This window comes from Paraburkholderia sp. SUR17 (assembly GCF_029536165.1).
Classification (GTDB): domain Bacteria; phylum Pseudomonadota; class Gammaproteobacteria; order Burkholderiales; family Burkholderiaceae; genus Paraburkholderia; species Paraburkholderia kururiensis.
Genome location: NZ_CP120508.1, coordinates 2,652,290 through 2,665,508, shown reverse-complemented (window position 1 = coordinate 2,665,508; position 13,219 = coordinate 2,652,290). Strand labels below are relative to the sequence as shown.

Annotated in this window: 12 protein-coding genes and 1 pseudogene; 4 read left to right on the top strand and 9 right to left on the bottom strand. The window is 60.5% G+C overall.

From position 1 onward, the window contains the following. Positions 1-27: 27 nt before the first annotated feature. The 4 genes from P2869_RS11670 to P2869_RS11655 are packed head-to-tail and all read right to left on the bottom strand — an operon-like array spanning position 28 to position 4,211. Complete coding sequence (locus P2869_RS11670; RefSeq protein WP_277596569.1) at positions 28-1,155, bottom strand: acyltransferase; 1,128 nt, start codon at positions 1,153-1,155, stop codon at positions 28-30. Further along, on the bottom strand, positions 1,152-2,024 hold the full coding sequence (gene bla, locus P2869_RS11665) for a class A beta-lactamase (RefSeq protein WP_277596568.1): 873 nt from the start codon (positions 2,022-2,024) through the stop codon (positions 1,152-1,154). Before bla ends, P2869_RS11670 begins: the two co-directional genes overlap by 4 nt. A 46-nt stretch (positions 2,025-2,070) precedes the next feature. Next, the gene (locus P2869_RS11660; protein WP_277596567.1) at positions 2,071-3,831 is read right to left on the bottom strand and encodes a M56 family metallopeptidase; all 1,761 of its coding nucleotides are present in this window, start codon (positions 3,829-3,831) and stop codon (positions 2,071-2,073) included. Beyond that, entirely contained in the window at positions 3,828-4,211 is a 384-nt protein-coding gene (locus P2869_RS11655; RefSeq protein ID WP_277596566.1) for a BlaI/MecI/CopY family transcriptional regulator, read from the bottom strand. The genes P2869_RS11660 and P2869_RS11655 overlap by 4 nt, the downstream gene beginning before the upstream one ends. 209 nt (positions 4,212-4,420) lie before the next feature. Here P2869_RS11655 and P2869_RS11650 point away from each other — a divergent pair, with 209 nt between their 5' ends. Beyond that, positions 4,421-5,245 (top strand): hypothetical protein, encoded by an 825-nt coding sequence (locus P2869_RS11650; RefSeq protein ID WP_277596565.1) that lies wholly within the window; start codon positions 4,421-4,423, stop codon positions 5,243-5,245. Between the two features lie 186 nt (positions 5,246-5,431). Continuing rightward, on the top strand, positions 5,432-5,893 hold the full coding sequence (locus tag P2869_RS11645; protein WP_277596564.1) for a hypothetical protein: 462 nt from the start codon (positions 5,432-5,434) through the stop codon (positions 5,891-5,893). Positions 5,894-6,137: 244 nt separating this feature from the next. Here the strand turns inward: P2869_RS11645 and P2869_RS11640 are convergent, their stop codons facing one another. The 4 genes and pseudogenes from P2869_RS11640 to P2869_RS11625 form a co-directional block, all read right to left on the bottom strand. Next, positions 6,138-6,935 carry an alpha/beta hydrolase gene (locus P2869_RS11640; RefSeq protein ID WP_277596563.1) on the bottom strand — a complete coding sequence of 266 codons (798 nt, stop codon included), beginning with the start codon at positions 6,933-6,935 and terminating at the stop codon, positions 6,138-6,140. A gap of 427 nt (positions 6,936-7,362) precedes the next feature. Continuing rightward, positions 7,363-8,361: an aldo/keto reductase gene (locus P2869_RS11635; RefSeq protein ID WP_277596562.1), complete on the bottom strand. Its 999-nt coding sequence runs from the start codon at positions 8,359-8,361 to the stop codon at positions 7,363-7,365. Between the two features lie 92 nt (positions 8,362-8,453). Continuing rightward, on the bottom strand, positions 8,454-9,434 hold the full coding sequence (locus P2869_RS11630; RefSeq protein ID WP_277596561.1) for an AraC family transcriptional regulator: 981 nt from the start codon (positions 9,432-9,434) through the stop codon (positions 8,454-8,456). Positions 9,435-9,516: 82 nt separating this feature from the next. Continuing rightward, positions 9,517-9,630, bottom strand: a pseudogene (locus tag P2869_RS11625) (LuxR C-terminal-related transcriptional regulator); the annotation flags it as partial. A gap of 104 nt (positions 9,631-9,734) precedes the next feature. Here P2869_RS11625 and P2869_RS11620 point away from each other — a divergent pair. Then, a complete protein-coding gene (locus tag P2869_RS11620; protein ID WP_277596560.1) occupies positions 9,735-10,748 on the top strand; it encodes an IS110 family transposase in 1,014 nt (337 codons plus the stop codon). Between the two features lie 702 nt (positions 10,749-11,450). Here the strand turns inward: P2869_RS11620 and P2869_RS11615 are convergent. After that, positions 11,451-12,098: a LysE family translocator gene (locus P2869_RS11615; RefSeq protein WP_277596558.1), complete on the bottom strand. Its 648-nt coding sequence runs from the start codon at positions 12,096-12,098 to the stop codon at positions 11,451-11,453. A 96-nt stretch (positions 12,099-12,194) separates the two neighbouring features. Between P2869_RS11615 and P2869_RS11610 the strand changes: the two genes are divergently transcribed. Beyond that, positions 12,195-13,127 carry a LysR substrate-binding domain-containing protein gene (locus P2869_RS11610; protein WP_277596557.1) on the top strand — a complete coding sequence of 311 codons (933 nt, stop codon included), beginning with the start codon at positions 12,195-12,197 and terminating at the stop codon, positions 13,125-13,127. Positions 13,128-13,219 lie beyond the last annotated feature (92 nt).

Here is a 13,219-nt window from a genome sequence, read left to right as displayed (position 1 = left end):
ATCCCGCTTGCAGTACTCGCTTTTAGGTCAAGATCTTCTCGGAATCAGCCAATGGCGCACAATGCGACTCGACGGCTCAGCGTACATTCGCGCGATAATTACGCTCAGACAAGTAGAAAGCAACAGATAGCCGACCAGAACCACCAGTTTTTCGTCACCCGCCACGCCGGGAGGCGGGAAAATCGTGCGCAGCAGGCCCAGCACGATAAGGTGAAACAGATAGAGTTCATAGCTAAGCCTGCCGAACGCTTCTAGCACTGTGGACACACGCGTGCCTCGTGCTTTTGATTCGTCCAGCCGATCACTCGCGCCCAGTAGCAAAACCGCAGCGCCGAAGGCCATTGCCGTGACACCGAACACGTTGCTTTCGCGGATCGGCCAGGACAGATAGACAAACGTCATGGCCAGCGCCGTCGGCCATGCCCGCACGCTCCACGCGCGGCCACGCCACGCGCCGCGTTTTGCTAGCAGCGCCGCGCAACAGCCGGTGGCGATTGCGTCGAAGCATGCGAAATACGCGTAGAGATAACCACCCTCGTCGCCTTGGTGCAGGAAACGGTAAGCCGGACCAACGAAAATGCATGCGAGCCAGAAAGCAACGAGCTGCGCCTCCCTGCGAAACGCGAGACAAAGCAGAGGAAACGAGAGGTAAAACACCTCCTCGACGGAAAGCGACCACAACACGCCGAGTGCATAGTTGGTCCATCCGTGCGTCCCGATGAGCACGTTCATCCAGAACGTCAACGAAGCCAGGTTCACAAGCCAAAATGAAACCGGCGTGCCGGCCGGCGAGTGGTTCTGGAAGATGGCAATGCCAGCCATTGCAAGCGCGTTCACTACAGCCAGCAGCAGCAACAGGCACGGAACGATGCGCGCGATGCGCAAGCCGTAGAACACCCTGACATCAACATGACCGAGTTCGGACCAGCGGCGAGTTGCGTTCGCCGTTATCAGATATCCCGAGATCACAAAAAACATCGTGACGCCATAGTTGCCGTTTCGTGCAACAGCCCGGACCGCTTCCCAGCCGAATACGCGCGACAGAAAAGTGTCGTCGAGCCGATAGGCGATATTGAAGTGGTGAAACAGCACGAGCAGGATGGAAACGCCGCGGAGTAAATCGATCTTCCGGTTTCGCGTGGGGGCCTCGGTCATGCCGCGCTCGTGGACCACTGCACGAACGCCGTGCCCGCTTCGCGCAAAACGGACTCGCGCGCGTCCATGTTCACGCCCGGTGCATCGTAGTAGACAGCAACGAGCAACGGCGCGCGTCCGGGCGGGCGCACGAGCGCGTAGTCGTTGGTCTCGCTCCCGACGCTGGTGCCGGGCCGGTCGGCAGCCTGCCAACCGGCGGGTAGCACGGCGCGGATGCGGTTGAGCCCCGGATTGCAGTCGGCCATGCCGCGCTCCAGTTGTGCGCGAGAACTGGCGCTCAGGGCATCACCCAGCAGAAGGCGCTGCGCCGTGGTGGCGATGGCCTTTGGCGTCGTGGTGTCGAGCACGCCGCGATAGCCGTTCGAGTCGGGCTCGTAGCGGTCCGAACGCGTGACGGTATCGCCGAGTCCACGCACGAACCGGGTCAGCGCCGGTGGACCGCCGGCGCTGCGCATCAGCAGGATCGCGGCCGTGTTGTCGCTCTCCACGAGGACTGCCCGGCAGAGCGCGTCGATCGACAGCGCACCCCGCGCGACGTTGGCCTTGGTCACAGGCGACGTGAAGATAAGGTCCTTCTCCGTGTAGTGAACAAGTCGATCGAGTCGCTCTTTGCCGCTATCGACGCGCGCCAGTATCTGGGCCGCGAGCAATCCTTTGAACGTGCTGCACATCAGGAAGCGTTCTTCGGCGCGGTGGCTCAGTGTGCGGCCCGAGCCGGTATCGATCGCAAACACACCGAGGCGGCCTCCATTGCGCCGCTCGATATCGGAGAGCGGTGAATCGGCTGCCCGCAATGCGGGCGCCACGCCCATGCCGGCGAGCAAGGGCAATCCAATCAACAGCTTTCGACGCGTGATCGAGTGAGTCAAGGTCAGGTCCAGTCAGAGTGAAGAAACGCGGTGCGCGCGACTAACGTCAAGCCAGCTTGTGGGCAAGCAGGAGGCGACGGATGTTGATCGCGTCGCGCGCAGGGAACGCAGTGGGCCCGGCATCCAGAAACACCATCGTGACGCTGTCCCGAACCGAGTGCAGCCGCATGATCAGGCAACGTCCGGCCGCGTCGGTAAAGCCGGTTTTCGACAAGGCAATGTCCCAGCCTTTCTGCCCGACGAGCGGATTCGTGTTCTGGTACTCCACGAGCTTGCCGTCGATCGGAACGACGCTTCGGGGGGCAGTCGAGGCCCGTGCGATCGCCGGATAGCGGGCTGCCGCGTTGACCATGAGCGAGACGTCGGTTGCCGTCGACGTGTTGAGCGGCGAAAGGCCGGTGGGCTCTTCGATCGTCGTGTGCTTAAGCCCGAGCGTCGCGATCTTGGTACGCATCGCGGCCTGGAACGCCGGGAAACCGCCGGGATAGTCATGCGCCAGCGCGTATGCCGCACTGTTATTCGAGGACATCAGAGCGAGTTGCAGCACCGCATGGAGGGGCAGACTCGCGCCGGCCGGCAACCCCGTGCGGCTTGGCCGAAAAGCTTCGGCGTCGCTGGCGTCGATGCGAATGGTCCGGTTCATATCGGGCCGGGCATCGAGCACGACCATGGCGGTCATCAACTTCGTCAACGATGCGATCGGCACGATATCGTCTGGGCGCTTCTGGAACAGGACCTGACCGGATTTGTCGTCGATCACCACGACGTGGTTCGATGCGAGCAACCCGGCGGGCACGATGCCCGCCGCGTGTTGCGACACGGGCACCTGCCACAGTGTCTGCGCCGTCACGCACAACGCGACGAAGCAAACCGTGATGGCCGGGACGCATGCGACCCAGTGCGGCGAGGGCGGGACGGGGTGGCAGAGGCGTCTGATGCGGTCCAGCAGATGGCCACCCCGCGCCGATTGCGCGACTGGCGCGTATCGCGCACTCGTCGATTGAAGAGCGTCGAGTTGCTCAAGTGCGAGCGCCAAACGTCGCGGACTTTGTATTAGCGTGCCGGCGATCTGATCAGCAACGCATTCCCGCTCGATACGAATTTGCCTCGACAGCCACCACACTGCTGGATGAAAAAAGAGCAGCGCCTCGCTCACGCTTTGCAGCAGGTTGACCAGATAGTCGGCGCGCTTGATATGCGCGACTTCGTGGGCAAGCACCGCTTCGAGCAGATCGGGTGGCATGCGCGTCAGCAACACAGCCGGAACAAGCACGAGCGGTCGCCACCAGCCGATCGTCAGCGGGCTTGTGAGATGCGTTGCCACGCACAGCGTCACCGGACGCGACAGCCCGCAACGCACGGCCAGCGTCGACATGTAGCCCTGCCAACGGGGATCTGGCCAGGCGGGAAACGCGTGTCCGATCTGACGTACCCACAGCAAGCCGGCGGTCAGCCGGCATGACATGGCGGCGACACCGACCAGCCATGCCGCAACCAGCCAGGGCAGGACGTTCTCAATCGTGAACGCTTCGCGTGTGTGTTCCGTTGGCACGATCAGGGAGTCGGTCGCGCGAAACCAGCCAGATCGCCGCGACGCCGTTTCGATACCGCAGTACGCATCGAACCCTGGTATCGCGAGACACAAAAGAAGCGAAAGGCAGAGGAGCGCATAGCGACTTTGCGGACTGGCGTTACGCATTAGCCGCAACGAGAGCGCCGTTGCCACGCCGATCAAGGCACCTTTCCATGCGAAGCAAATGAGCGCCCAGCCCAATGCCTGAACAAGCGTCCAGGCAAATGGGCTCATCGCTTATCTCCATGGAGAAATTTGCGAATTTCCTCTCGTTCCTCCTGACTAACGTGCTTGCGCAAAGCGGCCATGACAAGTGCCTTGCCCGAACCCGAGAACGCCTTGTGGATCAGTTCCTTCAGCAGGCTGGTTTGCAGCATGTTTTGGCTTTGCGCGGGCGCGTAGACGTGGGAACGCTCACTTTCGTCGCGCGTAAGTAGCCCCTTCGCATGCATGACCTGCATCTGGCGCAATACGTTGGCATAGGTAACGTCCGCACGTTCCTCATGCATGGCCTCATGGACCTGCTTGACGGTAGCGGAGCCGATTGGCCATAGAACCCGAAGGAGTTCGAGTTCAGCCGCAGTCGGCCGGGTCGCGGGACTAGCTTTGGTCATGACGACACCTTCGAGCAAAGACGGGATGACGTAGAGTAACTTGTCTAGACCAAATTGTCTACGCAGATTGGGTCGTGTCCTCACGGAGATCTTTGCCCGATCGGCGATTCGTTGTACCCTCGCCATTCGTTCGGCGATTTCAACTCCAAGCCTCACGTTTTCCGCAAAGTCGTCGTAAACTCGCTTACAGGACACAGAGAGAGGAACGAATGAGCGCGCCAATTACGTTGGCAAATTCGAACCCGGTGGCATTGGGCCAAAGCCAACTCCCGCTGGGTACTCCCGGGTTGATGCAGTCTTTGCCAGCCACGCAAGCGTCGCCGACGCAAGTTGCTGTGACTGTCGTTGATCCGTCTGTGACAGCGGCTCGCGTCGCAAAGTATCTGGATGCTTTGGGCGCACCGTTGAAAATGGGAAACGACGCGCGGAACATCGCTAACGCCCTGACGTCCACAATGCAGTCAGTCCTGTCGCAGAGGCCGGACCTCGCCAATGCCCACTTTGATTTCCATTCGAGCAACGGCTCGATCGAGGTCACGTCCAACGACCTTGGCGCAAACGATATAGCGTGGCTTCAAGGCATGCTTAATGGAAACGCTTCACTCGTCGCTTCGGTTAACGCTTTTCATAATGACGCGGTGAGCGGCTATGCAAAGTGGTCTGAAGCGGATGGAACGCCGCTCACCGCATCCCAGTCCGACGCGGTTAGCGAGAAAGCGGACGCGCTCGGAGGGTTTATGTCGCTTTTCCAGTCGCTCGGGCAGGATGCGCAAAAATATCAGATGAAGGACGGCGATTACAAGCTGGCCGACGGGAGCAAGATGGATCTCGGCCACGATCCGACCACCGCAGCGGGCTTTTTGCTGTTCGCGAAGAGTGCACAGGCTGCTGAAAATGGTACGTCGACCTTCGTTTCGACATCGGGCAATACGCTTTTCGGCGGCCAGATGAGTGTCTTTCAGAATACTTCGGTGATCCCGAATTTCTTTCCGCCTTCTGGGACCAAGTCATTGGGATTTTCACAGACGGCCTGAGCATCGCGGCCCACGCGTCGAGGTTGGCATCTCATCTATGATGTTGCGCTGACAGCTGAGGGGCGCTTTGACCTTTTGGTAACGGCCCTTGGTTACCCGGTCGATTGAAGCCTATCGGGCCCGCGCCTGGTTCCAGAGAGGATGGTTCCCGAAGCTGATTGTCGCTCGATAAGGAAATGAGACGACGTGAAGAGACGATGCCTGCTAAAGGGTGTTGCCGCTCTGCCATTGCTTCCCACCGCCACGACCTTTGCGGACGTGACTCCAGTCGTGGCTGTAATGGACCGCATCCGGCCTGGCGATCCTGCGTGGCCAGAAGCAGAGGAGTGGCGGGCGCTGAGTCGCGCAGTTGGTGGTAATTTGTTGCGACCCACGACGATCTGGCAGACCTGTGCGGAAGCACCCCACACGCCCGCTTGTCTTGCTCGCCTTGAGGAAGCGCGAAACCCCATCGCGCTCGGCGACGATCCCGGCGGCACCCAGATATCAGGCTGGCTCGACGGATGGACACCCCGCGCGAGCGCCTACGCCGTGGCGGCCCGTTCTACGGCGGACGTGGTTGCCAGCATCGATTTCGTCCGCCGACACTATCTGCGTCTGGTGGTGAAAGGCGGGGGGATTACCAATGACTGCAATACCCCGAGTTGAGGCACTGCCACGGGCAATTTGCTAACCGGAAACCGGCCATTGAGTGGGGACCGGCGAGACCTTATCTATTCGAAGTGGATGGCGACCTCGACCGGCAGCTCCTGGCCGGGAAGCTCCCGATGTCCGAGCCCGGCGGTCGCCACGGGCGCGAACTCCCATGCAAAAGGCATAAAGCGACCCGTTGCGGACAATCCAGGCCCGTGCCTGAATATGTCCGTTTCCAGCTTTCCTGCGGCCAGTCAAGTCAGGTGGTACTGCGTTTCAAGAAGCCTTCGATAACGGTTGCGAAATATGGCGGGCACTCCTGCATCGGGTAATGACCGCAGTTGGGGATAACTTGCAGTTCTGCGTTCGGATGCCATGCGAGAAAAGTGCGCGCCATTGCCTCCGAATCCAGTCCGGGATCCTTATCACCGACGATGACCAAATACGGTGTTTCAAGACCCCGAACGTCATCGACGAAGTCCGCCGTGACGAGCATTTCGAGGTATCTGGCCCGGCTGTCAGGTGAGACTGTGTCGCGGCTTTGTCGGGCCTTGCGTTCAGCCCACGAATCGGACAGTCCTCCGGTGACGAAGCGAAACAACCTCCGAAGGGCATCGTCGTCTTGCATGGTGCTGGCAAAGAAAGCCAGTGCATCAGGACTCAACCGATTTCCAGCTGCGGAAACGGGACATACGGCGATCGCGCTTATGACGCGGGACGGCGCGTCCGCCGAAATACGTTGCGTGACCATTCCGGTCATCGAGTGGCCGACGATATGGAAGTGCGTCCAACCCAGTCGGTCAGCGAGCATGAGGCAATCGGCTGCAATCTCCTCGACCGTGAATTCACCGTCCAGGTTGATGGATTGCCCGTAGCCGCGCAAATCGACGAAAACGTAGCTAAACGAATGGCCATCGAGCCAAGGCATGACTGCATCGTAGCTGGAATGGTCGCCGAGCCAGTCGTGCATGACCAGCACGCGAATTGGACCATTGCCATACTGCACATATCCGAGACCGGCATCCGAGCCAGATCGGATTTCAAGAGAGCCTTTCATTCCAGGGTTCCATTTTGGTTGCAGGAACCAAAACGAAACGCCCTCCCGGCGGACCGGGAGGGCGTTTTGAAAGTGAGGCCATCCTATCAATCTCCGGAGCATGGGTCAATAGGCGAGCGCGCGACGGGCGCGTGACCGGAGTACGGACATCAAGCGCCGCTCCGGCATGCGCGTTGGCCCCGCTCGAACGACCGCATCTGGCCGGCCAGCGTCCGACGACCGAGCGGAGTGATCGTCGCGGAGACGGCCTCTCATGCAACGGGCATAAAGCGACCCACAAGAGACCCTCGGGAGTTTCGATACCGGCCATTCGCAAAGTTCGTCGCGCGCGCTCGACCATCGCGTAACTCAACACTCTTTGGAGCGACGAAGCCATTCGCGCATGAACATATTTCCCGTCGCTGAGGCAATATGGAAACGATAGCGGCTATTTCTCACTGTCGATCGTGTGCAACCAGGCCTCTGGATAGCGCGTTCCCACGACTGCACTTTCGGGCACAGCCTCCTCCAGCGCCGCGACTTCGGCGCCATCAAGAGACACGTCGAGGCTCGCGATCACGTCGGCGAGTTGCGCGCGGGTGCGAGCACCCAGCGTCGGGACAATTGTCACGCCAAGAGCCGCGCCTCGGGCACGAACCCAGGCAATGGCCAGTTGCGCCGGCGTTATGTTCTTCCCGGCGGCTACACGGGCGAGAGCATTAACGAGCGGTTCGTTCTCTTTTGCAAACTCGAAGCGCGGGAGTTGTGCGCGGGCGTCTCCTTCATCCTTCGGTCTCGCGGCCGTTAGCAGGCCGCGCGAGAGCACGCCATAGGCCGTGATGGCGACTCCCAGTTCCGCGAGTGTTGGGACGATCTTTGATTCAATGCTGCGGCTAATGAGGCTGTACTCGAGTTGGACGTCGCAAATGGGATGTACCTTGGCAGCGCGACGAACTGTGTCGGCGCTGACTTCGGACAAAGCGATGTAGCGGACGTATCCTGCGTTCACCATTTCGCTCATCGCCCCCACGGTGTCCTCGATGGGTACGTTCGGGTCCAATCCCGTTCGATAGATGTCGATGTAATCGACGCCCAACCGTGACAGGCTGTGGGCCAAAGCGTTCTTCACCGCCTGCGGACGCGCGTCCCGGCCAACGATCGCGCCGTCCGGTCCACGCTGCGTACCGAATTTGACGCTAAGCAGTGCCTTATCGCGTCGCCCCTGAAGTGCCTTGCCAAGAAGGAGTTCGTTACGTCCCATGCCATAGAAGTCCCCAGTGTCGAGCACATTCACACCGCGCTCAAGCGCCTCATGAATCGTGGCGACGTTCTCGGATTCATCGCTCTTGCCGTACCAACTGGTCGCGCCCATGCCCATGCAGCCCAGCGCAATAGGGAACACGGTAGGGCCGGCCGCGCCAAGCTTCACTTCAGGTTTCGTCGTCATAGCTTCTACTCCAAGTTGCGTCGTTCGGTGAGGTCTATGTCGACAAGATACCGATCGGGATTCCCGCGCTCAAATCCAATCGCGCCGATCACTCATCCAATCGCGCCACGAAACTCGCGCCACTGTTTCGGCGTCTTGCCCTCCCAGTTCCGGAAAGCACGCGTGAAGGAGTTCAGTTCCTCAAACCCGAGCAGGAAAGCAATTTCCGCGATCTCAATGCTCGTCGTGCAGAGAAGGCGCCGCGCCGTGTCACGGCGAATTTCTTCGAGCACCTGCTGGTAGCTCGTGCCGAGTGCCCTGAGGCGACGCTGAAGCGTGCGCGCACTAGTCGCAAGCTCATGGGCGACCTTATCGGCGCTCGGTCGCTCGCCCGACATTTGTTTGGCGAGGGCCTTGCGAACTTCGTCGAGGAAACCATTGCCACGTTTTTTCGCCACCTGCTCGTCGAGAATGGGGAGCAGAGCATGGAGCAGATCGGCGTTATGCGTGACGAAACGCGTCTCCAGAACGCGGTCGTCGAAGATAAGTGCGTCGCGCTTCGCGTGAAACTTCAGCGGGCAGCCGAAGAACTGCATCAGCATGGGTTCATCTGAGCGCGCCCGTGTAAGTTCGAGGCGCTTCGGGGCAAGTGCCTGGCCAGAGCCCCGATGGAGCAGCAAGAGCAGCGTTCCGAACATGACATCGACAAGGCGCGACGGCGGCGGCGTCGAGGCGCTCAACCACGCCGTCGAGACGGCAACTTCCTTCGGAGAAAACTCCAGGTGCAAGTCCTGTGGTCCGCAGAGGCGTTTGTAGCGAGCGAGTTTTTCGAACACGGTTCGCACGTCTGGCGAATGCAGCGCCGCAAGCAACGACAGGTCGTACTCGTGCACCGTTGTCACGCCCGCAAGCCGAAGCCCTATGTCCGGGCGCGAGGAGGTACCCACTGCCTCCCAGAATGCGAAGTACCGGGCCGTATCTACCCGACCGGACGTGGGCACACGTGCGACAGCCATGGCCTGATCGACATTTGCCCCAAGGCGCACGAGGCGTGACAGAACGGCGGGCCGGACATGAATGAGGTCAAGATTCATGCTCCGAGTGTACGAAAAAACGCTTCCCGATAGCCAATCCGATCGCGCCATTCGAAGCGGTGGTGAATGCGTTCGCCCCCTTTTACAGTAGCCCCAGCGCCGACGCCTTCAACGTCGCAGCGGTACGCATCGAGCATTCGAGCTTGCGAAATACGCTTTCCACGTGCGTGTGGACGGTGCTCGGACTAAGGTCGACCTCAGGCGATTGAAAATCATCTAGCGGGCCTCCTCCGCCGCCCTGCCGGGCGACCGGGTTAAAGTGAGTTTGCCAACAGCGCTTTAACCGGAAGGAGGTCCATCATGAACTATAGCGGCATTGACCTGCATTCGAACAATAGTGTGGTGAGCGTGATCGACGAAACGGACCGCGTGGTCGCCGAGAAGCGGCTGCCGAACGAGCTGGCCAGGATCCTGACGTTCCTTGCCCCGTGGCAGGCCGAGCTGGCTGGCGTCGTAATCGAATCGACGTATAACTGGTACTGGCTTGTCGACGGCCTGCAGGCGGCCGGCTTCGTGGTGCATCTGGCCAACACCACCGCGATCAGGAAGTACGACGGGCTCAAGCACAGTGGTGATGAGACCGACGCGCGCTACCAGGCTCACCTGTTGCGCCTGGGGATACTCCCGACAGGGACCGTCCTGCCACCACAACAGCGTGCTGTCCGTGATCTTGCGAGGAAGCGCATGCAGCTCGTGCGAAGCCGCACGACCCACATTCTCGCGGTGGAGAACATCACGGCACGCCAGTTCGGCAAGCGAATCACAAGCCATCAGGTCATCCGACTCGACGAAGAAGCCATCAAACAAATGCGCCTGCCAGAGGACGTTGAGCTCGCGCTTCGGGCCAACGTCGCGGTCATAACGACGCTCTCCGCGCAGATCGCTATCGTGGAAAAGCGTCTTCAGGAAAAGGTCGCGCCAGACGCGCACTACGACCTGCTGACCACAGTGCCGGGCATCGGCAACACGCTTACAACTGTCATTCTTCTGGAGGTGGGCACCATCGAGCGCTTCGCCAGCGCCGGTAACTTCGCTTCCTATGCGCGATGCGTGGACAGCCAGCGTATAAGCAATGGCAAGAAGAAAGGCGAAGGCAACACAAAGAATGGCAACCCATATCTGTCCTGGGCGTTCATCGAGGCGGCCAACTTTGCGCTGCGCTTTAGCGCTGAAGCCAAGCAGTTTTACGGGCGCAAAAAGGCCAGAACAAACACCGTGGTCGCCCGCAAGGCACTGGCACACAAGCTGGCGCGTGCGTGTTTCCACATGCTGAAGGAGCGAAAGCCATTTGATGTGACTCGCTGCTTCGCATGAGAGTTACGACGGCGACCGGAAAGCCCTAATCGTCAACTGGCAAGCAGCCACCACGATTGAATGCGATGCCGTGCCGCCGTCCCCGATGTGCAGAAAGCGGATCGCCTGCAACGCGAGCCAGCCGTAGATTGGTGCCGAAGGTTTGGCAACCACGAGTATTGTGCGAACCCGATGGACATGTTGCGGCACCAACATTCTTCCGGGGTGGTAAAGCCACCAGGGCGACGGGCAAACGTAGCACGCTCCTTCGCTTGATCCTAATGGGTGTTTGGCGCGATCCGTCGCAGCCAAGTATTGAAGAAACGGGTGCGTCCCGCAACTGCATTCGGGAATTGAAATCGAAACCGCTGCGCGCCAGTCGGAGGTATTGTTTGCTCGCTTGACACCGGGCCCGCTAATGGGTGTTGACGATCTACGTGCCGGTGTCGACTGGCCGCTTCTGGCCGAACTCGGCCGGCTGCCGCCCGGCGCAAGCGACCGGCGCAGATCGTACCCATAGCGGCCGCTGGGTCACTCAACGGCCGAAGGGCAGGAGCGGGTCGCTTTATCCCCTTTGCATGAGAACCGTGCCCAAGACGATCGCCGTGCCCGGTCATGGGGCACTGGTCGGCCAGTTTCTGCCGCTGGTTCTTCTACGTGCGGTGGCCGATTGGCTGCGGATAGCAGACGCACATCTGCCAGCCAGACATTCCCATGCCCGCCTCAGTGCAAAACATCGGTTCGTCTATACACGGCGAGTATCAGGCGCAATCCGAGCGCGGCTATCGCTGCTGAAGCGCAGCGGTCTATCCAGATCTTTGCGTTCAGGTACCTGTGCCGAAGACCGTCACCCGAAAAACATACCGCGACGGTAGCGTACCACCCCGCCTCGACGGCAAAGACAAGCGGCGGCAACGCGATGTAGCACCACAAAGGTGGATGCTGCGGCAATAGCGCCGCGAAAATGCTGCCGTAGACAATCGCTGTCTTGGGATTGGTCAACTGGGTGGTCAACCCCGTCCAGAACGATCTGCCCGTGCTCGGCTTCGCTTCAGGCCGATTGCCGGCAATCACAATCGACGACGATGATCCGCGCCAGATTCCCAGAGCGAGATAGAGCAGATAGGTGCCACCGGCGATCTTGAGCCCGCCGTATAGCCATTCCACGCTGTTCAGCAGCGTATAGAGTCCCGCCAGGGCGACTCCGCTGAAGCACACTCCCCCGACGCCCATTCCTATTGCGGTGGCAAGTCCGTCCCGACGTGATAACCCGAGCGAATTTCTGACAACCAGAACGAAGCTTGGCCCGGGGCTTATCGCGCCGAGCAAAAGGGCCACGAGGATGGCGATGAGAGCCGACGAGATATTCATGGAGTCTCCACAGGCCAGGAAAGAGGCTGGAAGACCATATTTTGAGGGGCAGGCTGTCTGATAAGCTAGCGCACAGTTCGATAGCGAGGTGTGAATTTGAAGCACATCCAGAAAGCCCGGCCGCCGCTTGCCAACCTCGAAACTGTCTGTCTGGTCGCTCACGCAGGATCGTTCAGTGCAGCAGCCACGGCCAGCGACATTACGCACGGGGCGGTCAGCCGGCGCATTGCCGCTGTCGAAAACTGGCTTGGCGTGCCGCTCTTCGAACGGCACGGTCGCGGAGTCACGCTCACACCAGACGGGCAGCGCTTTGTCGGACAGGTGGTGCAGGCATTCGACATCATCGATGGCGCCGCCGACCAATGGCGTACACGTCAAAGCGCAAGACTGGTACGCATGAGCGTTGTCTCTTCATTCGCGCAGCTCTGGCTCTTCAAGCGGCTTGCCGCGCTCGAAGCCGGCCCGAATCCGCCCAGGATTCAGCTTGATGTCGGTTCGCGTAACGCGGACATTTCCGGCGGGGAAGCTGACCTCGCGATTCGCTATGGCCGGGGGCACTGGCCAGGCCTGCATGCCGAATTGTTATTGCCGGAAATGCTGTCCCCAGTGGCGCATCCTGACACCGCCGCAAAACTAAGGCGAACCGGCCCTGACGGGTTACTGGCGCACCCTCTGCTCCACGATTCGGACCTGACGGGCTGGCGTACGTGGTTCCACGGCCACGACGTTTCACTCAAGGGACGGCCACACGACCGACGTTTCGAGGATTACACGTTGGTCCTGTCTGCGGCGGAATCAGGATTGGGTATCGCGTTGGCCCGTCTGCCGCTTGCAGCAGCGTGGCTGCAACAAAGCAAACTCGTTCGGTTAGACCGGCGCACGGTCGCGAGCCCGCTCGCGAATTACATCGTCACGGCAAGGCAGGAACGAAGGCCGGAGGTACTTGAGGTGATTCAATGGTTACGGGAGGGCATCGGAGCAAGCGCAGGGCCGTCAGTACAGCGCAAGAGCACCTCCTCACGGACTTGATGCCGGATAGCCGTTGTGCGCCGGCATTCGGACATTTCTCGTTTCGGCAACAACGACCGCTCAGGGTCGACTGCGGAAATCCGGCGGATTGC

Coding starts and splice junctions, on each gene's coding strand:
- P2869_RS11660 (WP_277596567.1), bottom strand. CDS start 3,831: ATGAGCCCATTTGCCTGGACGCTTGTTCAGGCATTGGGCTGGGCGCTC.
- P2869_RS11670 (WP_277596569.1), bottom strand. CDS start 1,155: ATGACCGAGGCCCCCACGCGAAACCGGAAGATCGATTTACTCCGCGGC.
- P2869_RS11640 (WP_277596563.1), bottom strand. CDS start 6,935: ATGAAAGGCTCTCTTGAAATCCGATCTGGCTCGGATGCCGGTCTCGGA.
- P2869_RS11655 (WP_277596566.1), bottom strand. CDS start 4,211: ATGACCAAAGCTAGTCCCGCGACCCGGCCGACTGCGGCTGAACTCGAA.
- P2869_RS11630 (WP_277596561.1), bottom strand. CDS start 9,434: ATGAATCTTGACCTCATTCATGTCCGGCCCGCCGTTCTGTCACGCCTC.
- P2869_RS11635 (WP_277596562.1), bottom strand. CDS start 8,361: ATGACGACGAAACCTGAAGTGAAGCTTGGCGCGGCCGGCCCTACCGTG.
- P2869_RS11615 (WP_277596558.1), bottom strand. CDS start 12,098: ATGAATATCTCGTCGGCTCTCATCGCCATCCTCGTGGCCCTTTTGCTC.
- P2869_RS11650 (WP_277596565.1), top strand. CDS start 4,421: ATGAGCGCGCCAATTACGTTGGCAAATTCGAACCCGGTGGCATTGGGC.
- P2869_RS11620 (WP_277596560.1), top strand. CDS start 9,735: ATGAACTATAGCGGCATTGACCTGCATTCGAACAATAGTGTGGTGAGC.